Origin of the sequence: Sporosarcina sp. P20a (assembly GCF_002743175.1) — a bacterium.
GTDB lineage: Bacteria > Bacillota > Bacilli > Bacillales_A > Planococcaceae > Sporosarcina.
In genome coordinates, this window is sequence record NZ_PDYT01000002.1 from 16,122 (window position 1) to 34,972 (window position 18,851).

General features: G+C 39.4%; 20 protein-coding genes and 1 riboswitch. Of the genes, 6 read left to right on the forward strand and 14 right to left on the reverse strand.

Annotated elements, in window-relative coordinates; all coding sequences use genetic code 11:
- Positions 1–69: 69 nt before the first annotated feature.
- Together CSV72_RS03530 and CSV72_RS03535 are read right to left on the reverse strand one after the other, a co-directional pair.
- Entirely contained in the window at positions 70–504 is a 435-nt protein-coding gene (locus tag CSV72_RS03530) for a hypothetical protein (protein WP_099677157.1), read from the reverse strand.
- 54 nt (positions 505–558) lie between these two features.
- Positions 559–1,092 (reverse strand): dihydrofolate reductase family protein, encoded by a 534-nt coding sequence (locus CSV72_RS03535; RefSeq protein WP_099677158.1) that lies wholly within the window; start codon positions 1,090–1,092, stop codon positions 559–561.
- A 420-nt stretch (positions 1,093–1,512) separates the two neighbouring features.
- Here CSV72_RS03535 and CSV72_RS03540 point away from each other — a divergent pair, with 420 nt between their 5' ends.
- Complete coding sequence (locus CSV72_RS03540; protein WP_099677159.1) at positions 1,513–3,225, forward strand: ABC transporter ATP-binding protein; 1,713 nt, start codon at positions 1,513–1,515, stop codon at positions 3,223–3,225.
- An 89-nt stretch (positions 3,226–3,314) separates the two neighbouring features.
- On the opposite strand, the gene CSV72_RS03545 is transcribed toward CSV72_RS03540, so the two are convergent.
- A complete protein-coding gene (locus tag CSV72_RS03545; RefSeq protein WP_099677160.1) occupies positions 3,315–3,851 on the reverse strand; it encodes a CueP family metal-binding protein in 537 nt (178 codons plus the stop codon).
- Positions 3,852–3,993: 142 nt separating this feature from the next.
- Complete coding sequence (locus CSV72_RS03550; protein ID WP_099677161.1) at positions 3,994–4,554, reverse strand: YdhK family protein; 561 nt, start codon at positions 4,552–4,554, stop codon at positions 3,994–3,996.
- 230 nt (positions 4,555–4,784) lie between these two features.
- Here CSV72_RS03550 and CSV72_RS03555 point away from each other — a divergent pair, with 230 nt between their 5' ends.
- Positions 4,785–6,143 carry a sensor histidine kinase gene (locus tag CSV72_RS03555; protein ID WP_099677162.1) on the forward strand — a complete coding sequence of 453 codons (1,359 nt, stop codon included), beginning with the start codon at positions 4,785–4,787 and terminating at the stop codon, positions 6,141–6,143.
- A gap of 18 nt (positions 6,144–6,161) precedes the next feature.
- The gene (locus CSV72_RS03560; RefSeq protein ID WP_099677487.1) at positions 6,162–6,836 is read left to right on the forward strand and encodes a response regulator transcription factor; all 675 of its coding nucleotides are present in this window, start codon (positions 6,162–6,164) and stop codon (positions 6,834–6,836) included.
- 155 nt (positions 6,837–6,991) lie between these two features.
- Here CSV72_RS03560 and CSV72_RS03565 read toward each other — a convergent pair whose 3' ends face one another.
- The gene (locus CSV72_RS03565; protein ID WP_099677163.1) at positions 6,992–7,945 is read right to left on the reverse strand and encodes a calcium/sodium antiporter; all 954 of its coding nucleotides are present in this window, start codon (positions 7,943–7,945) and stop codon (positions 6,992–6,994) included.
- Positions 7,946–8,530: 585 nt separating this feature from the next.
- A riboswitch (TPP riboswitch) is annotated at positions 8,531–8,648 on the forward strand.
- Positions 8,649–8,766: 118 nt separating this feature from the next.
- On the opposite strand from CSV72_RS03565, the gene thiC reads away from it, so the two are divergent.
- Complete coding sequence (gene thiC / locus CSV72_RS03570; RefSeq protein ID WP_099677164.1) at positions 8,767–10,539, forward strand: phosphomethylpyrimidine synthase ThiC; 1,773 nt, start codon at positions 8,767–8,769, stop codon at positions 10,537–10,539.
- Between the two features lie 16 nt (positions 10,540–10,555).
- Here thiC and CSV72_RS17115 read toward each other — a convergent pair whose 3' ends face one another.
- From CSV72_RS17115 to CSV72_RS03585, 4 genes are all read right to left on the reverse strand, one after another.
- Positions 10,556–10,678, reverse strand: a complete 123-nt coding sequence (locus tag CSV72_RS17115; RefSeq protein WP_255407580.1) for a hypothetical protein — start codon at positions 10,676–10,678, stop codon at positions 10,556–10,558.
- 382 nt (positions 10,679–11,060) lie between these two features.
- On the reverse strand, positions 11,061–11,564 hold the full coding sequence (locus CSV72_RS03575; RefSeq protein ID WP_099677165.1) for a hypothetical protein: 504 nt from the start codon (positions 11,562–11,564) through the stop codon (positions 11,061–11,063).
- Positions 11,565–11,933: 369 nt separating this feature from the next.
- Positions 11,934–12,788 carry an aldo/keto reductase gene (locus CSV72_RS03580; RefSeq protein ID WP_199170048.1) on the reverse strand — a complete coding sequence of 285 codons (855 nt, stop codon included), beginning with the start codon at positions 12,786–12,788 and terminating at the stop codon, positions 11,934–11,936.
- A gap of 173 nt (positions 12,789–12,961) precedes the next feature.
- A complete protein-coding gene (locus CSV72_RS03585) occupies positions 12,962–13,642 on the reverse strand; it encodes a DUF1361 domain-containing protein (RefSeq protein WP_099677166.1) in 681 nt (226 codons plus the stop codon).
- A gap of 186 nt (positions 13,643–13,828) precedes the next feature.
- Here CSV72_RS03585 and greA point away from each other — a divergent pair, with 186 nt between their 5' ends.
- Both greA and ytxJ read left to right on the forward strand, forming a co-directional pair.
- Positions 13,829–14,302: a transcription elongation factor GreA gene (gene greA / locus CSV72_RS03590; RefSeq protein ID WP_233191064.1), complete on the forward strand. Its 474-nt coding sequence runs from the start codon at positions 13,829–13,831 to the stop codon at positions 14,300–14,302.
- 88 nt (positions 14,303–14,390) lie between these two features.
- Positions 14,391–14,717 carry a bacillithiol system redox-active protein YtxJ gene (gene ytxJ, locus CSV72_RS03595; protein ID WP_099677167.1) on the forward strand — a complete coding sequence of 109 codons (327 nt, stop codon included), beginning with the start codon at positions 14,391–14,393 and terminating at the stop codon, positions 14,715–14,717.
- Positions 14,718–15,016: 299 nt separating this feature from the next.
- Here ytxJ and CSV72_RS03600 read toward each other — a convergent pair whose 3' ends face one another.
- From CSV72_RS03600 to CSV72_RS03620, 5 genes are all read right to left on the reverse strand, one after another.
- A complete protein-coding gene (locus tag CSV72_RS03600; protein WP_029053893.1) occupies positions 15,017–15,274 on the reverse strand; it encodes an autorepressor SdpR family transcription factor in 258 nt (85 codons plus the stop codon).
- A gap of 184 nt (positions 15,275–15,458) precedes the next feature.
- Positions 15,459–15,902, reverse strand: a complete 444-nt coding sequence (locus tag CSV72_RS03605) for a MarR family winged helix-turn-helix transcriptional regulator (protein ID WP_099677168.1) — start codon at positions 15,900–15,902, stop codon at positions 15,459–15,461.
- Positions 15,899–16,375, reverse strand: coding sequence for a glutathione peroxidase (locus CSV72_RS03610; protein WP_099677169.1), 477 nt, complete (start codon positions 16,373–16,375; stop codon positions 15,899–15,901). Before CSV72_RS03610 ends, CSV72_RS03605 begins: the two co-directional genes overlap by 4 nt.
- 14 nt (positions 16,376–16,389) lie before the next feature.
- On the reverse strand, positions 16,390–16,809 hold the full coding sequence (locus CSV72_RS03615; protein ID WP_099677170.1) for an organic hydroperoxide resistance protein: 420 nt from the start codon (positions 16,807–16,809) through the stop codon (positions 16,390–16,392).
- Between the two features lie 264 nt (positions 16,810–17,073).
- Positions 17,074–18,687 carry a GMC family oxidoreductase gene (locus tag CSV72_RS03620; RefSeq protein WP_099677171.1) on the reverse strand — a complete coding sequence of 538 codons (1,614 nt, stop codon included), beginning with the start codon at positions 18,685–18,687 and terminating at the stop codon, positions 17,074–17,076.
- Positions 18,688–18,851: the final 164 nt, after the last annotated feature.

Sequence of the window (18,851 nt, forward strand, 5' to 3'; positions counted from 1 at the left end):
AAAAAATGTTCAATTATTAAGACGGTCTTCATAGTCCATATATTTATTTATCAAAAAGCAATGAGTTTACTACTCCACTGACAACTCGTTCAAAAACGGTAATAACTCTTTTTCAAAGTCGACCGATTCATCATTGGCCAGTTGACGTAAATATTGTGCTGTTTTCGACTTTTGTTCAGCTGATAATTGTGCATATAAATCAGGATCAACAAATTCTTTCACAATACGTGCTACCGTGTACATTTCAGAATCTGTTGTCATACGCATATAGTTATATTGCACTTCCGCACATCCATACAGTGTATATAATGGCGCTACATACTCTTTTTTGTACTCTTCATTTTCAAAAAAGAGCGCACTTTCTCTTAGCATATCTTGAATGCCATTCTCCATTCCTGCTTCATAAACAGATTTTTTATTATAAAATACACATGTCGTAATTCCAAATAGGGTTGCCAATATGAACAATATAATTAGAGTCACTTTTACTTTCATAGAATTCACCCCAATTTCTCCAAATCAAGTAGATTACACCCGATAACAGTAAAATATTCGTACTCATTTAATTACTGTATAATGTAATTCAACAAATTGATTGAAAGTTCTAGTACCTCTAAGGGAAAGATCGAGTTTATAATCGTCTGGTTTAAATAAAGGAATTCCCTCTCCGATGATTGTTGGTGCAACTGTTACAATCAGTTCATCGACTAACTTTTCCTTTAAAAATGTATGTAGTATATCTCCACCGCCAACTATCCAGATATCTTTACCTTCTTCTATTCTCAAATTATTAGTAAAGTTAACAATATCCCCATTTATAAATGTAACGTCTTTTGTATCCGTTAAGGAAGACCTGGAAAAAACGTAACAATTTTTATTTGAATAAGGGAATTGACCTTTTTCTTGTTCCATAACCCAATCATATGTTCTCTTACCCATTAAGACTGTATTTATCGTTTCGAAAAACTCCGAATAGCCATTATCTCCTTCCCCCTCAACTTTAAATAACCATTCAAGTGAGTCATCTTTTGTTGCGATATAACCATCTAAACTTTGAGCAATAAATAATACTAACTTTCTTTGTTTTTTCATCATAATCCTCCTACTAAATTCATTTGATTTTCTCCGCCAGTTGTAAAACAATTTTCTCTAGACCACGAACGTAGCATAGCTTAATAGCTTTCTTCATATTGCTGAGTTTAACTAAAAATTTCTATTATTTCCTTATACGAACAGCCAATTTCTTCATTCCTGTTTCATCTAATTTTTTTAAAAAAACACATTACACTTCTTTTGAAACCGTCACGCCATTAGGATGCTATACCCGTTTAAAACCAGGTCAGGGACAAGCAAGGAAAGGCCTACTAGAGCAGAAATATTAGATGGTATTTTCTATGACTACGTTTGAAGTTCCTTCTATTATATATTTTACCTTTATTGACACGCGTCTAAGGTGATTTTTTCTCAGTCTTCTCTTATACTACTAGTACATCAACGGAAAGGAATTACTACATGATTACACAATTTTTCTCCTACTACAAGCCACATAGGCGCTTGTTCTTGATCGATTTTTTCAGTGCCATTTTCGTAGCGCTTCTTGAACTAGCTTTCCCTCTCGCTGTTCAGTGGTTTATTGATGGACTCCTGCCGTCAGGAGATTGGAATCGAATTATCACCGTGAGCTTTTTACTATTGCTCGTCTATTTAGTAAGTACGTTTCTTCATTATATTGTGAGTTATTTAGGACATAAGCTCGGGATTAACATCGAAACCGATATGCGTCGTGAATTGTTCGAACATGTGCAGAAGCAATCTTTCCGATTTTTTGACAATACAAAAACGGGCCACATTATGACGCGCATCACAACCGATTTATTTGATATCGGCGAACTGGCTCACCATGGACCAGAAGATGCTTTCATTGCGATCATGACTATTCTAGGTGCGTTCGGAATTATGTATACGATCAATCCTGAACTCGCTTTAATCGCTATCGTGATGGTACCGCTGCTCGCAGTAGTCGTCTCCTTCTCGAATAAGAAGATGAATGCAGCATGGCATAAGATGTATCAAAACATTGCGGATGTCAACGGGCGGGTTGAAGATTCCGTTTCGGGTTCGCGCGTAGTGAAATCATTCACGAACGAAGATTTTGAATTACGTCGTTTCCAGGAAGACAATGATCAGTTCCGCTTAGCTAAACTAAAAGCGTATAAAGTCATGGCTTGGGCTACGTCTTCGATGTATATGCTCACTCGCCTCGTCACACTTGTCATTTTGATTGTAGGCGCTTGGTTCACAGTGAATGATAAATTAACGTATGGTGAACTAGTAAGCTTTATTTTATTCAGCAATATTTTAATTAAACCTATTGATAAAATTAGTGCTTTGCTAGAATTATATCCAAAAGGTATGGCGGGCTTTAGTCGTTTCCGTGCGTTAATTGACCAAGAGCCAGAGATAAAAGATAAAAAGAATGCAAAAGTCGTCGATCAGTTACGCGGAGATATTACACTTAACGACGTAACATTTGGTTACGACGTAGAGCGACCGGTCTTACGCAATATCGACTTAACGATTCATGCTGGACAAACCGTTGCGTTCGTCGGTCCGTCAGGTGCTGGAAAGACGACTATTTGTTCACTTATCCCTCGTTTCTATGAAGTCAATGAAGGGTCTATTTCAATTGATGGATTAGATATTCGAGAAATGACGCAGAAATCATTACGCAGTCAAATTGGAATCGTCCAGCAAGACGTGTTCTTATTTACAGGAACGATTCGTGATAATATCGCGTACGGTAAATTACATGCGACAGACGAGGAAGTATTTGAAGCAGCAGAAAAAGCACATCTAACCGACTTGATCAACAGTATGCCGAATGGCTATGACACGCAAATTGGTGAACGTGGATTAAAACTTTCAGGTGGTCAAAAGCAACGCCTGGCCATTGCTCGGATGTTCTTGAAAAATCCACCGATCCTTATTCTAGATGAAGCGACTTCCGCACTCGATACAGAAACAGAGCGCATCATTCAACAATCACTAGAAGAATTATCCTTTAATCGCACTACACTCATTATCGCGCATCGTCTCACCACGATTCGCAATGCCGACCAAGTCATCGTGATGACGGAAGACGGTATTGAAGAGCAAGGAACGTATGAAAATTTAGTACAACAAAACGGTACATTCGCTCAATTACACCAAGCTAACCAAGTATAAATAAACAGTAAAATACCTGTGCCACAAACGTACATGTTTGTGACACAGGTATTTTTTTATATGGAGTTCCAGATAGAACACTTTCGAAATTACTCCAAACGCATAGTCGTGATGCATGTGTTATCCCCATCGAACGTAGTAATTTCAGACACTGTCTCTTTCGCATCTTGTTTAATCGTTACCGTGAATGTGTCATCACGTGGAAGCCACAAGTCGATAAATCCATTAGTTTCAGTTGTTTTGACTTCATCGAGAATTACATTACCTTCTGAATCTTCTATATGCACATCGAAATCTTCCTCAACGAGTTCACCTTGACACCCTGTTAGACTATGGACGTCACAAGGGTGTGTAGTGTTAACGAATGGAGCAATCGAGACAAAAAATTCATCTTCAGGAAGATCATACTTCGTCACGTTTTTATCATCATCTGTGACAATTAGTTCAGACGATGTAATCGAAGCGGACGCAGCTACAGCATTTCTCACTGTATAGTCGTTTACTAATTTTTTAATATCTACTGTCTCTTGTGGTGATGGTTGTACTTCATTATCCGCATTTTCATTGCTGCAACCGACTGATAAAGCGGTGATTAGTAGCAACACGGCCATCAATTTCCCTTTCATCTTCTCACAACCTATTCCAATTATTTTTATGTCTGTTTAGAAGAGCACATGTAACGAAAGTTTGACCTTTAAATAAAGTGTACATGACCTTTACATACATACAATGAAAAGAGCTGCGCGAGGCAACTCCATCATTGGACCATTACTTTTCTGATAGCTCGTCTTCAACAACCCACTTGTGATTCTGTACTTCTTCTCCATCAGTTGTAGACGCATAATCAATCATATAGACAGTCGTTTGCTCTACAGATTCAATTTCTGCTTTCGCGCCTTCCATGCCTTCCATATGATCAGCGAGTACAGTCACTTCAGTTCCCTTGTCTAAAGGAGCAGGTGCTGGATCTTCTATTTCTTCATGGACGACCCATTTATGATCCGACACTTTCTGGCCGCCATCTGTCGGTGTATAGTTGATAGAATAGGCAACCGTATCAAATGCGCGAACGATAGTTGCAGTAGCGCCCTTCATGCCTTCCATATGATCCGTTTCAATAATTGCTTCCGATCCAACCGGGTATGTCGGGTTTTCCGCTTCCATTAAACCTTCAGGAATACTGCCATCGCTCGAATGGTCCATCCCTTCCATATCATGGTGTGAAGTTTCTTCGCTCTTAACAGACTCTTCTTCTTTTGGCGTCGCCGCTCCACATCCTGCAAGCACTAGAGCAAACGCTGCACTTATTGAAAGTACTTGTTTTTTCATATGTCTTCACTCCTTTATTAAATTAATACTAGTATAGCAATTTCTGTTCTTAGTTTAAGCTAAATCCCTAAACTCCTAAGAAACTCCTTAATTGTCATAAGGCCAACGTAAAGAGGTTGGCACGATTTTTGTATAAGTATTGCCAGTCACACACGTAATCGGTGCTTTCTGCATACATTTTCGATACGTTTATCTTATACTGCTCAATAGAGGGAAAAGGAGCGCATGCTATGAATAAAATCTCAACGAAGTTAGCGGCTTCATTCATTATTTCATTTCTTATTTTGGATACATTGCTAATGGTCTATTTACATCAGACCATCACACATGCCCGGGTTGACGAAGAACTAGATCGACTCTTGAAGACGGGTAGCAATCATCGAAATGTGTTGGAAGATAATTATACTGAAACGACTCTGCACCATATTATTCTTATGGAAAGGGGTGGTGAACGAGACGTCGCGATTCTCGATGATAGAGGAAATATCGTACAGCATTCATTAGATAATGAAGATATTCTCGGTCCATATGTATCCCAAGTAAATGAAAAGCTGCTGACTGAAGATACTATATTACCCGTTGATTGGGAGAAGTCTCCTTATCTTGTCAGTGTGCATCCGTATGAAGCAAAAGGTGTTTCAGGGAATCTTGTCATGCTTCAAAGTACGGTTCCTATTCGACAACTTGTCAATCAACTCAATGTACATTTTCTACTTGCTGGTGGCGGAAGCATTGTCGTTCTGTTTGTTGTCTACTCATTACTATCCAAATGGTTGACACGTCCACTCATTCGAATGAAAGAAGCAACGGAACAGATGAGCGAAGGTTTGTACGATGTGGACTTGCCGAAGCTTTCGAATGATGAGCTAGGAGAACTGGCAGCTTCCATCCGAAAATTATCCAATGACTTGAGTCGTGTCAAACGCGAACGAAAAGAGTTTCTAGCGTCCGTGTCTCACGAAATGGGAACCCCACTTACGTACTTGATCGGTTATGCCAAAGTTGCTCAACGCACAGAACTGAGTGATACGGAGCGGTTCAACTACTTATCGATTATTGAGGAAGAAGCCGAGCGCTTAAAAACACTCGTGAAAAACCTGATGGATTTAGCTCAAATGGATGAAATGACGTTCACTGTGATGAAATCCGAATTCTCTGCTGAGGAGTTCATCCGAGATATTGTACAGCTCGTCCAACCATCATTTGATTTGAAAGGAATTACGCTTATGATTGAACAAGTCCGCGATTTCCCTATCGTGGCAGATCGAATGCGTCTTGAACAAATTATTCTTAATCTGTTAGACAACGCATTACATTATTCTGAAACTGGCAGTACCGTAATCGTTCGTGCGTTTAAAGATAAAAAGCATAGCATTTTACAAGTGGAAGATAGCGGATGCGGCATTGCAGTTGAAAATCAGCAACAAATATTTGAAAAGCTCTACCGTGTCGAGAAATCGCGTTCCCGTTCATTTGGCGGTGCTGGTCTTGGTTTGGCGACGGTGAAGGAATTAACAGAAGCACACGGTGGCACGATCGAGGTAGAAAGTGAATTAGAAAAAGGTAGTATCTTTACGGTACGATTATAATGAAAGTAGATGATGCATATGAAAACAATTTTGCTTGTTGATGATGAACAACGCATGCTCGATCTGCTCGAACTATTCCTCGCACCACACGGATATCGTTGCTTGCAAGCGACTGACGGCCAAAAAGCACTTGAGCTATTCAACGTGGAGGACGTACATCTTGTATTGCTCGATGTCATGATGCCTGGCATGGATGGATGGGAAGTTTGCCGCAGAATTAGAGAAGTGTCAGCTGTACCTGTAATTTTATTGACGGCTCGATCCGATAAATCAGATGTTGTAAAAGGACTTGACCAAGGGGCAGATGATTATATTACAAAACCATTTGACGAGCGTGAACTTACCGCGAGAGTGCGCGTGGCATTACGGCGTACAGAGGACGACATTCAACCGAAGTCTGTTCATGAAGGTCCATTCACTCTTAACTTGGAGTCCTATTCCATCCTATACGACTCGCAGGAAGTTCGTCTTACGTTAAAGGAATTCTATATTATTGAAGCGATGATGACTCGGCCAAATCGGACGTTCACACGGGAAGACTTGCTTCAAGTAGCTTGGGAATATGATACGTATACGGAAGTTCGAACAGTCGATTCGCATATTCGAAATCTACGAGATAAGTTGAGGAAATCAAATTTCCCTATTGACGAAATTTTGGTGACAGTTTGGGGCATCGGCTATAAGTGGAGATAACTATAGATCATGCCATACAGATAAAAAAGGCTACTTTCCATGAATGAATGGAGAGTAGCCTTCTCTTATTGATCGGCATGCCGATGATCGACTCTTTTGCCCTGTTGTACATAAGAGTAAGCAAGTCCCGTTATAGCAAACTTGGTGATTTTTTCTTAATTACGTAAAATAACATACACTAGATACAAAACGTACGCTACAGCTAGCATAAGACCTTCACGCTTACCAATTTTGAAGCCCGTTCTAGCGAATAGCAACAATACTAAGGTCAATACAAGCATAATGATGACGTCAATAAATACTTTATCGTTCACCGCGATGGGCGTGATGACAGAGGAAGCCCCGAGAACAAACAGGATGTTGAAAATATTACTCCCGACGATGTTCCCTAAAGCAATTTCGCTTTCCTTTTTCAATGCCGCTGAAATCGATGTAACTAATTCAGGCAGAGAAGTACCGATTGCGATGATCGTAAGACCTACCAATGTTTCACTCATGCCAAGAGAATAAGCTATTTTCGTGGCGTTACTAACGACTAAATCTCCTCCGAAAATAATTGCCGACAGCCCGACTAGGGTAATTAGTATATTCTTCCCCCACTTCACATTCTCAGTGGTTTGTGTAAGCGTAGCATTTTGACGGCTTCGGAGGCCAAGTTCAATCACATAGTACATAAAGATCGAAAGGAATAGTAAGAAGATAATCCCATCACCGCGCGTAATCATATTGCTGCTGAAGCCTTGTAGTGCCATATCACTCATCAACACCAACATAACTATACCTGCCAGTAAAGTGAACGGAATCTCTTTACGGATCGTTTCACTTTGTACCTTCAACGGAAACAGAAATGCTGCCATTCCGACAACGATGGTAATATTGAATATATTACTTCCCACTACGTTCCCTACTGCAACGTCCGCGTTTCCGCCCATCGCTGCAATTATACTGACCGTCGCTTCTGGTGAGCTAGTTCCAAGTGCTACAATAGTCAACCCAATCAATATAGGCGGAATTTGTAAAAGTCTTGCGATATTTGAAGAACCATCCACGAAATAGTCGGCTCCTTTTATTAATAATACAAATCCAATAATGAGTAAAACATAGGACATATATTGGTTACCTCCTCCATAGGAATGATATTTCTAATTAGCTGTATGCAAGCGTGTCTAGACTACAATAAAATCATTGCTTCAATTACTGCATACTTGAGGCACATAATGACATGCACCAAGATGAAAAACAGAATATGTATTTGACTTTACTTTCCCATAGCATTCATCCTTCTCAATCCCAGATATGTTATACGATGTAAGCTCTACTACTTTGCTCCTTCCCTCTTTTGTTTTTTCATTTTTGATTATCTCACGTCATCACTACTTATGCATCTTACAAGTCATACAAAGACATTCACATCTCGTCATTACATGCTTTCTTGAGTGGTGTTGAAATCTTTTATAAAAATAGCTTGTCCATAGATCTATCTTTACAGACAAGCCAGCGATATACTTTTCTACAAACTTACTATAGGACTGAATGTACAGTATTTTGGAGGTTTTCTTCTGATTATGCATTTCTGTTTCCTCACCGATCACACTAGTTACATGAAAATAACGGAATCTATGGAAATTAAAAGTATAATTACTCTTTGAAAACCGATTAAGGTATGGTAGACTGTTCCTGTTCGAACAATTAAATACTATAACTAGGGGTGTCCAACGTTATTGGACTGAGATGGAATGATAGTACACGCATTCCGGACTCTTTGGACCTGATCTGGCTCGTACCAGCGTAGGGAAGTTTTCATTTTATCAGCGACGCGTATTTTTGCGTTTTGAAGACCAGGTCCTATATACGGAACTGGTCTTTTTTGTTGCCGATTCCCATCACTTAAATCGAGTCATGTCGCCCCTTAAAAGGAGACGATGACAAAATGCAAGAGAAGCAAGAAGAAATCCATATCCATGAATGTTTTCCAGCCAGTAGAAAGATTTACGTACGAGGAAGTCGTCCAGACATACTCGTACCGATGCGTGAAATTGAGCTATCACCAACTGTAACTGATCAAGGTGAAATAGCGAATGAACCTTTCCGTGTGTATGATACAAGTGGTAAATATACGGAAGCTGGTTTTCAAGTGGATATCAAAAAAGGACTTCCAATTATCAAGAAGAGCTGGATAATTGAACGAAATGACGTGGAAGAGTATGAAGGCAGGCAAGTGAAGCCGCGGGATAATGGATATCGTTCACTAGAAAATATGCAAAAAGATGCAGAATTTCCATTGTTGAAACGTAAGCCATTACGTGCAAAAAGCGGTATGAATGTTACACAAATGCATTATGCGCGCAAAGGAATCATTACACCTGAAATGGAGTTCATTGCAATCCGTGAAAATGTAACGCCTGAACTTGTACGGGATGAAGTAGCGATAGGACGGGCAATTATTCCGTCTAATATTAACCACCCAGAAGCGGAACCGATGATTATCGGAAGTAAATTCCATGTGAAAATCAATGCGAATATCGGTAATTCTGCGGTCTCCTCATCGATTGCTGAAGAAGTGGAAAAAATGACATGGGCTACACGTTGGGGTGCAGACAATATCATGGATTTGTCAACAGGAAAGAACATTCACACAACACGTGAATGGATCATCCGCAACTCCCCTGTCCCAGTAGGAACGGTACCACTATATCAAGCGTTGGAAAAAGTAAACGGCAAAGTGGAGGATCTCTCATGGGAAGTATTCCGCGACACATTGATCGAGCAGGCAGAGCAGGGTGTCAGCTACTTTACAATCCATGCGGGTGTTCTGCTGCGTTATATTCCCATGACGATTCATCGTGTGACTGGAATTGTCTCACGGGGTGGTTCTATTATGGCTCAGTGGTGTATGTTGCATCATAAAGAAAGTTTTCTCTACACACACTTTGAAGATATATGTGAAATTATGAAACAGTACGATATCGCGTTTTCATTAGGAGATGGATTACGTCCCGGCTCAATTGCTGATGCCAATGACGAGGCACAATTCGCTGAACTTGAAACACTTGGCGAACTGACGAAAATTGCTTGGACACATGATGTGCAAGTCATGGTAGAAGGTCCTGGACATGTGCCAATGCATTTGATTAAGGAAAACGTTGATAAGCAAATGGAGATTTGCCAAGAAGCACCTTTCTATACGCTCGGTCCTTTAACGACAGATATTGCGCCTGCCTATGACCACATCACATCTGCTATTGGTGCAGCTATGATCGGTTGGTTCGGAACGGCAATGTTATGCTATGTAACTCCTAAAGAACATCTTGGTTTACCGAATAAAGATGATGTGCGTGAAGGCGTCATTACGTATAAAATTGCAGCCCATGCAGCTGATTTAGCTAAAGGTCATCCGAATGCACACAAACGTGACGACGCATTATCAAAAGCCCGTTTCGAATTCCGTTGGCGAGATCAATTTAATTTAAGTTTGGATCCTGAACGCGCGATGGAATATCATGATGAAACATTGCCGGCTGAAGGAGCCAAGATCGCCCACTTCTGTTCGATGTGCGGACCTAAATTTTGCAGTATGCGAATTTCACACGACATTAGAAAATACGCTGATGAAAACAGTTTAGAAGAGAAGCTAGCAATGGAAAGTGGCATGAAGGAGAAAGCTGAAGAATTTAAAAAATCCGGTGCTGAAATCTATCTTTAATAAGGAGTGAATGGAGTTATGACAACCGAACAGTTAATTCATCAGATCTCTGTAAAACGCCGAAATCTTCATCAGTTAGAAGAACAGTTGGCTCTCCTGCAAGCACAGTGCATACACGAATATACAGAAAACGTAACATATAGGAAGTGTATGAAATGCTTGAAGATCGAGAGTGTCCATTATTAATACATGTTCTGCTATTCAAGAACAGGATTTGTGCTCTTTTAGCTTCCTGAAAAACTCATCGGTATTGTGACTCAATATCGTTTTCCATTCACGCGCCCGATTACACAAATACTTTTAGCCGTTGTCCTTTAAAAGTTGAATTTGAAGTTGGTACAATAAAAAATGACCCACCTCGTCCCTTTACAATGCGGACCTTGGTGAGTCATTTTCATCATAATAACAGGATCTGAAATCGCAGACATTTTCAATGTACCCCTTTACTAAGTAAGTTACACTCAAAAGCCCTCCATTGCTGGAGGGCTTTTGAGTATTAATCTCAGTATTTAATCTATAGATTATTTTAAACACCCAGCTGCCGCACTCCCTGCTAGCCATACCCCGCCAACAACAGTACCTAAAGCCCATCCTGCTGGACCACTAACACCTGCAACTGTCATAAGCCCAGTAAAGGCTCCAGTATGTGCAAAACCAGCAAGAGTTGCAGCGCCACAGCCACTTATTTTAGCCATCGACACAACATTCGAGTTTGCTTCTTCGATTATTTCTTTTTTGTACTTCTCACCTTCTGGACGCGCTAAAACTTCATTAAGTTTTTCTAAGGTTTTTACTAACTCATTAAAATATTCTTTACCGATTCGAGATTCCAATTCTACTTCTCTTTCGATGATCACTGTGCCATCATTTTCATTCAATACAAGATATTCCGAAGTAATCTTAGCTACCTCATCCACATGTAAACTAGCAGCCTGAGTATTTTGTGGTGTCCATACAATACTAACCATCATCACTAAACAAGTAATAATCGTAAATATACTGAACTTATTTTTCTCAAATAACATTCAAGTCATTCCCCCTACTTCTAAGCAATAACCATAATAAATGTAAAATTAATTACAAATCTCATTTTTCCTTACGTGATAATAAAGAGATAAAAAAGTTTATTACAAATCCCGCTACTAACAATAGAATTAATAATGGCCAGGTAATTTCGTTTTGCACACTACTTATTAGGATAAAAACAAGAACAACACAAATTAACGTAATTAGCAAGTGGCTCATTTTCATTGAGATCACCTCCGCCATTGATATATATATAAAAATCTGTTTGGATATTACACTAACATATGGATTCAAATCACAATAAAGTAAATAAATAATTACATGTATTCATTAAACTGAATGTAACTTAATACTAAAAAATGATACGTTTAATCAAACTCTTCGTATTCATTCGGGTGCTGTCCTTCTACTCTTCCCGCTTCACCTTTATCTAAAGAGTCAATTTGTCTTATATCTTCTTCGGACAATTCAAAATCGAATACATCAAGATTCGCTTTTTGATGGGCATAGTTAGATGATTTTACGACCGTTAAAATATCATTCTGTAGGTTCCAACGAATAATAATTTGCGCTGGTTGCTTATTGTGTTTTTTAGCTATCGAGACAATCGTTTCATTTTCTAACACGTCGTTTAATTCGCGCCCTAAAGGACTCCAAGCTTCTGTTACGATACCGCGGCTTTTATTGTATTCTACTAGTTCGTTATTGTTAAAATACGGATGGCGTTCAATCTGATTGGTCGCCGGCGTTACACCTGTTTCCTCAATGATACGCTCTAGATGTTCCGGTAAGAAATTAGAAACACCAATCGTCTTAATCAGTCCGAATTTCTGTGCATCGACTAAAGCTTTCCACGCTTCTACGTATTGATCTTGTTTTGGAAGCGGCCAATGAATCAAGTATTTATCAAAGTAATCGATTCCGATACGATACAGTGACTCTTGAATCATCAGAATTGCTCTTTCGTAATCATGTGAAGCTCCGGGGAGTTTGGAACTGATCATCAGTTCTTCTCTAGGTACAGATGACCGCCGAACCGCTTCTCCTACCATTCCTTCATTATTATAATTCGTTGATGTGTCTATCAGTCTGTATCCTGCTTCAATCGCTGTTAACGTACTGACTACACCTTGCGCACCTTTTACTTTAACCGTTCCGAAAACAATTGAAGGAAGGCTCGTTCCATCATTCAATCGCATCAATTGTATATTCAACTGTTCCATTTTTATCTAACTCCTTTTTTAAAAGTACATTCTTCTACTCGTCTCATCCATGTAATTTCCCTTGCTGAAAGTGAACTAAACATTCATTCCCCTTTAGAATCAAAAAGCACCTGTGTCTGCAATACACATGAATAGCTAAACATCCACGTGTATTGCCGGCACAAGTGCACTTCTTACTTTTCCTTAAACGATCGATACAGCATATAGCAGAATAAAACAAAGCCAGAGAATGCGATAATAAATTGAATGGCAAATCGATCTACTTGCGCTACTTGTTGTAACACTTGAAGCGGATTGAAAACAACATCCCAACTATTGAAACGTAAAAACCTTCCAATATAAACGCCGATTCCTGTCAGTAAACCGATACTTAAAATATTAGCGTAGCCGATCTTCCTTGAATACTTCTTTCTGACAATCTGTTCGAAAATATACACAGACTCCAGACCCACTACGATGGAATAAAAGAAGCCCATAGCAATTACTAATAACTTGGTCCATATGAAAATGTCCTGGCTGTATACTATACCGCCACCTGGCGCATAGGGTCCTGCATTTGACACCCATCTGAACTTTTCATTCGCTATATGAATAAAATCCGTTACAAGATAGACAGAATTGGGGAAGAAAAATAGCCAAAGTAGTATCCAGAAAACAGTCCAACTGATCTTCTTCTGCCCTATCGTCGTGACCGCTTGATTAATGAAGAATAACGGTAATATGGCCAATAACACATTCCAAGACAACACAGCATAAAGGAAGTCCATACTCTTAAAGAGCATGACTAGACAGACGCCCCAATAAGCCAACATGAATAATACTAGTATTTTATGTTTCTCAATAAATGTTTTCATTGAACCTCCTGTTAGTAATAATTGGTATATGTTTCCCCTCAATTTCAAATTAACTACTAGTGTAAACGAATCCAATCAAGTTAAGTTGCAACTGCATAAAAAATTGTATAGAGTTCTCTAGATATAGGGAAGGTATTTCAAAAATAAACGCATCATGATACTTTATAAGAAAGGAGCTTAAATTACGTGGAACCTAACAAATACTTAATGACCAAAATGGGTAAAAAAGCTCTAGTAAAAGAGTTAGACGAGTTACAAACAAAGAAGCGCGAAGATGCATTACAGCGCGTTAAAAACGCACGCAAGTTTTGTGATTTTAGAGAGGACTCTGAATACGAAGCTGCAGTAGAGTCGCAAGCACAAATTGAAGAACGTATTGTATTTATCTTAGATAGACTTCGACATGCCGAAGTCACTTCCGTACCAGATCATGAAACAGATACTGTCGTTTTCGGTGCACCTGTGACATTCATTGAATTACCGGATGGTGAAAAAGAAAGCTATACGATTGTTGGTGTCGAAGAAGCTGATTTACTGAACGGGACTATTTCGAATGAATCGCCACTTGCCAACAGCTTATTAGGACATTCTATAGGTGACCAAGTATCTGTTCAAACACCAAGTGGAGAAATGACCCTTCTGATCGTAGCGGTACGATGATTACAATTAATCGTTTGATTATATACCGACAGGGGTATATAGTTACACTAGATACATTATATAAAACCTAGTAACTGGAGGACGTAAATTGAAACGCATAAAAACTATAGAAGAATGGCGTACTGTTAGAGATAGTTCTGAAAAACAATCCGTTCTTCTCTTTAAAATGAGTTTGACATGTTTCAGCAGCCTATCCGCAAAAAAAGAATTACATAAGCTTGTTACGGATTTACCACTCTATGTCATTGTCGTACAAACGGATCAAGCCATTTCAAAAGCGATTGAAAGTGACTTAAACGTTAGACATGAATCGCCACAATTGTTAATCGTAAAAGATCAAAAAGCAACATGGCAAGCGACACATTATCACATTAAAGAATCTGTAGTCCGTGATGCGATTGAAATGTATAGCTGATTTTAAAAACATCTGTGCAAGAGATTTTCAGCAATGTATATACATTCACGTTAGTTTCAGTCATGGGGATTTTTATAGACTTTCCCAAAAGCAAACAAAGTGTTATTTTGTTTGCTTTTGGGAAATGTGAAGCTTGTAGTGGTTCCCTTGTAGTCTCAACATCGTACTATCCGTTCTCTATCTCCCTTGTTAAGCACCTGTATCTCTTAACTCAAAGCCACGTACTCACCTTTACAATAGGACAACTCCACGCACACTAGAAGTATGTATAGATACATTTCCTAAAGCACTTTATGACTTTATTTATTCAACTTAATCATCCATACAAGAAGATCTTGCAGAACCGTTGTGTGGAGAGTGTAATGAATGTACTGCCCTTTTTTCTCCGAAGTTACAAGCCCTGCATTACGTAAAATGTTTAAATGATTGGAAATGCTCGGCTTACTCATCTCGAATTCTTCGTGTATTTCACTGGCGGTTAGAGATCCTTTTTCACTGAGTAGCGTTAGTATTTGTCTTCTAGTTTCATCGTTTAAAGCTTTAAAAATATCGTCCAAATCGAGTTTCCCCTTTTACTTCAAGTATTTAGATGTTTGCCTAATTAGTTATATGCCTAATTATATACTACTTAAAGCAATTAAAAAAGTACCTGTGCTGAAAACAAATAGGTATGGTTAAACACGCCTGTTTGTTTTCGTACAGGTACTCTTCGAAGAAATGTATACTTCAAGTTCATACGGCTTACAGCTTCGTGCGCTCTTTCAATTTACCGTGCAATTCGTTTAATCTCGCCATCAGTTCTTCATACTCCGACAAGCCGATATTGCACAATTGAATTTCTTCATTGACTCGCTCTATAATCGTATTTTTTTCGTTTTGCGCCTTTTTTTCGAGCGTGACATACACTTTACGTTCGTCTTTTATAGAACGTTCTTTGCGTAGCCAACCTTTTTCCTGCATACGAGAAATCATCGGCGTGAGCGTCCCTGTACCTAGGCCGACTTGTTCGCCAAGCTCTTTCATCGTGATTCCGTCCTGCTCCCATAACGCGAGTAGCACCAAGTATTGTGGATACGTAAGTCCAAATGGTTTCAAGACATTAGCGTATAGCTTAGTAAACTCTCCTGCCGTTTCATAGACAGCAAAACACAACTGCTTGTCCAGTGTCGAAAAGTCTCTCTTCATAATAGCTTTTCCACATCTTCTGTAAGTTTTGCGGGATCTGTTTGGGGTGCGTATCGCTTCACGACTTGTCCGTCGCGATCTACTAGGAACTTCGTGAAGTTCCATTTGACTTTCTTCGACAGCAGCCCGCTTTTTTCTGTTGTGAGGTGATTAAATAACGGATCTGCTTCATCGCCATTTACATGAACTTTCCCCATCATCGGGAATGAAACACCATAATTTAGCTGACAAAATTCAGTTGTTTCATCAATATTATCAAATTCCTGATCATTGAATTGATCGCAAGGGAAGCCAATTACCATCAAGCCATCTTCTTTATATTGTTCATATAGCGATTGTAAACCACCGAACTGTGGAGCAAAGCCGCATTTACTCGCTGTGTTGACGATGACTAAAGGTTTCCCTTCATACTCTTTCAAAGACAATATCTCGCCATTCGGTTTTTTTACTTCAAAATCGTAAACGGATACCATTTGAATACCTCCTCTTATTTTACTGTGATTTCAACTTCTACATTTCCATTAAGTGCTTTAGAATACGGGCAGTAATTATGTGCCTTCTTTGCATATTCTTCTGCCGTTGCTTGATCGACACCCTCAATTGTCACTTCAAGTTTCGCACCTAGTTTGACACCGCCATCCGTTTTATCTGGATAAAGTGCCACAGTTGCGATGACTTCACTACTAGCATACTCTATTTTGCCTTTATCTAACTGAATTTCGAGTGCACTGTTGAAACATGCGCTATATCCAGCCGCAAACAATTGTTCAGGATTCGATGCGCCAGACACAACACCGCCAAGTGCTACAGGTTTCGCTACATCTAGATTGAATATATTATCGGGTGAATAAACAGAGCCATCGCGTCCGCCTGTGTTAATAATCGTCGTTTCGTATAGTGGTTTCATGTAAAATTCCTCTTTTCATTTTTATGTTGTGTACGATTTAATCCTAAGCGATCTATTGAGTAATTGCAATGATTTTGTTTCTGAATAGAAAATAAAAAATATCCGCGCATGAACTTTCATGACTGTTACACAATCACATAAGTTCTTTTGCACGGATACTTCTTTTACAATTTATTTTCATTACACCAACTCGTCCGATATTGTTACATTACATAAGGTGACATTCTATAGGATATGATTTCCATTTGAATGAAAGAGTTATCTTTACGCATTCCCTTCATCCTGCTTTACTAATTGATCTGCAATGTTTGCGCCAATGAAGAAGGCTGGCGCCGATGTATTGCCGTCCGAAACAAACGGTGCAATGGAATCATCTGCAACAATCAAATCTTTCACACCGAATACTTCTCCCGTAGCATTCACAACACCACTTTCTTCATTTGGGGCCATTCTTAGTGTGCCTTGTATATGGTGTGTTGGAGCTAAGTTTTCCTTAATGAACGCTTCAAGTTTGCTGTCATCCTGCATCGTTTCCAGTGTAGGTGTAACGAGTTGGTAATGTGAATCAATTTTCGATAGTTCTTCTGCAATATTTTTGATATATACCTTATAAACATTTTTTATAGTTTCTAAATCAGAACGATTATTCAAAAACTCTACATCAGCAAGTACAATCTTTAATGGATCCGCGTTTTGGATTCTGACAGTTCCTTGGCTTTTGGGTTCCAATAAAATCAAGACGATACTTAGCGTTCCGCCAGTCCCGATTTGGCCAATTAGCTGGACGCCACGTCGGTTGGGGTCAGCACCAGGAGTTGGATCTGGCAGGAAGGCTCCACCTGTATAAAGCGCAAATGGATCCTCCTCCGGAAGTGCTTTATCGGTTGAATTCGTTGTGAACATCGCTGTATTCACCGGGTGGGTAGTCATGTCCTTCCCCACATTCGCATTATGATGAACAACGGGAATGCCGGCTTTATTCAGTGTATCAGCTGGTCCGATTCCAGAAAGCATTAATAACTGAGGGCTATTCATTCCCGCCGATACAATGATTTTTTTGCTAGCATATGCGGAATAACATTTTCCGTTTTTAAGAAATTCCACACCGATTGCTCGCTTTTCATTATCAAATATCACACGCTGTACCGTTGAATTATAAGATACTAATAACCGTCTTCCGTTTACCCCTTCACCATTTTCATTCATAACATCCGGTGAAAGAAAAGCGGTATCAGCACTTTCTCGTTGACCATAGGGAGTCTGGTATAGTTGCCATCTTGTAAAGGGGCCTAGTGGTGTATTGGGATCATTATAGTCTAAAATTCTAGTGAAACCCGTGGCCCTTTCCATTGCTGTCACCAATTTTTCAGTCATACTAGTTGGATTAGCAGGAGCCTGTCTAATATCCAACTGTCCGTTATATCCTCTAGCATTCGGATTTTGAGTTTGGCCATTGTAATTTTCTAGTTTCGAAAATTGATACGTTTCTTGTTCAGGTGACCAAAGCGGACCTAAAAGATTTTCCCATCGTTTCATATTTACCTGCGACGGTCTTACATATTGGTTATTGTTAATGGAGGATCCACCTCCCAAAGTTCGCCCTCCTGTCCAATCAAATGTTCTATTTTCGACATTTTTCTGCGCGACACTTTTCCCTTGCCAGAAGTATTGCGGGAAAAAGTCGTCAGTGAGAATAAAAGGTGGCGCAAACAAAGAATCTCTAATTGGCTGTTCCTTACTGTTATTATCTCCTGCCTCTAAAACTAACATAGAATTTTGGTGATCATCGGTTAGCTTTCTTGCAACGGCAGCACCTGCTGGCCCCGTTCCAACCACGATATAGTCATATGTCGGTTGGTTATTGGTTCCTTTATTCATTTCAATCCCCCTAGACGATTTTTGTGCAATATATCCTATGGCAAGGAGAGTTGGTTTATGAAGCATTGCATGGACTATAGAATTAATGCTAGCGATGCGGTAATCAACGAAACATAACAAAAAAAGCACCGCAATATGCGATGCTTCTAATGCACTAATTCTAT